A 1,791-nucleotide genomic window follows, 5' to 3' on the forward strand; every position below is an offset into this window, starting at 1 on the left:
CGTCTGCGCCAATCAGAATTTCTTCGAGCTCTTCATAGAAATCTTCATCAATCTTCTTGCGGCGGCTAAATAAGTCGTCGACACGCTCAACGAACACATCTCTCGTTTTGGATAGTCCCTCTTTGAACTTATTTGTTACCGCTTCGGCCTTGCTAGAAATGCTCTCTTTTAAACGTTTAAAAAAACTCATAGTTCCTCCCAAGGATCACTTAAACTTATTAAGATGCGGACATTTCCGCTTCCTCATCTTCCAATCGAACAGAAACGAGCTTGGACACGCCGCCCTCTTGCATGGTTACACCGTAAAGCACATCGGCCTCTTCCATCGTCCCTTTGCGGTGGGTAACGACGATAAATTGTGTCATTTCCGAGAACTCGCGCAAATATTCCGCAAAACGGGATACGTTCGCTTCGTCCAAGGCAGCTTCTACTTCATCCAGTACGCAGAATGGAACCGGCTTAACCCGAATAATCGAGAATAACAGAGCAATTGCCGTAAGCGCTCGTTCTCCCCCCGATAGGAGCTGAAGATTTTGCAGCTTTTTGCCTGGAGGCTGAGCGACGATCTCAATCCCCGTATCCAGCATATTTTCCGGCTCGGACAAGATCAAATCCGCCCGTCCCCCGCCGAACAATTTGGAGAATACAGCGCCAAAATGTGAACGAATCGCATCAAAGGTTGTTTTGAAACGCTTGGACATCTCTTGATCCATCTCGCGAATAACCTGATAAAGCGTAGTTTTGGCTTCAATCAAATCATTTTTCTGCGAGCTCAAAAACTCAAAACGCTCTGAGATCCTCGCATATTCCTCGATCGCACCGAGATTGACTTCGCCTAACGATGCAATTTCGCGTTTGATCTCACGCACCTTGCTCTGCGTACCCTGGATATCCTCAGGAACCGGATAACGTTCTTTGGCTAGCTCGTAGCTAAGCTCGTATTCTTCGCCAAGCTTTTTTAGCAAGTTTTCGAGCTCAACATCTAGGCGAGTTACACGCACTTCAGTTTGATGCAAGCTTTCTTCAACTTGCTTTAACTGTACGCGCTGTGCTCGCGTTTCGTTCTCTTCCTGCTCAAGCTTATGTAACCATTCGGTTCGCTCCGCACGTTTGAAATCAATGCTCTCTGTGCACTGCTGCTTCTTCAGTTTGAGATCATTAAGCAATTCTACTTGAAGAACAGTTTCCTGTTCAAGTGCGCTCATATCCTGTTCCAGCTGCTGCAGAAGCCCGCGGTTCATCTCCATCTCTCGATCGGACTCACTAAGATCCTGCTGCAACCGCCGCTGCTGATCCTGAAGAGATTGCTTCTCTTGTGAAATTGAAGCGACTTTCACTTTGAGATCCGTCAGCTGGCCTTGCAGCTCCTCTTTCTCGGATTCGCTGGCTTTCCGCGAATTTTCAGCATCACGAATTGCTTGCTGCAAGGAAGCTTCTTCTTGCTGCAGCTCTGCAAGCGCTGCTTCGGACTCCGTCTTCCTGCGTCCAAGGTCARCTCGCTCATCAAGCAAAGCCCCCCTGTCTTGACTATCCAGGGTAAGCTGCTCCTCCACTGTACGGCTCTCCGCTTCTAGCGGATTTAATTCCGCACGGATTTGCTGCTCTTCAATACGCTTGTGTTCACCTTGCTGGCGAAGCTGCTCAACGGCCATCATCTCATCCGTAATTTCACGCTTCATGACGCTGGTCTGACTACGCAAACCACCGAGCTGCTGCTCAGAATGTTTGATTTCATTATCCAGCTCTTCAATTTGGCGCTGACGGCCCAGCAGATTTGTTGACTTCTTCTGC

General features: G+C 48.4%; 2 protein-coding genes. Both read right to left on the reverse strand.

Annotation, left to right across the window (positions count from 1 at the left end; all coding sequences use genetic code 11):
• The coding region (locus AC1DUA_RS36150) for a signal recognition particle receptor subunit alpha (protein WP_477504321.1) at positions 1-190 on the reverse strand (190 nt) is incomplete at its 3' end.
• 28 nt (positions 191-218) lie between these two features.
• Positions 219-1,791: AAA family ATPase (locus AC1DUA_RS36155; RefSeq protein WP_477504322.1), on the reverse strand; the 1,573-nt coding region annotated here is incomplete at its 5' end.

The organism is Paenibacillus sp. 01T422, from assembly GCF_056398785.1.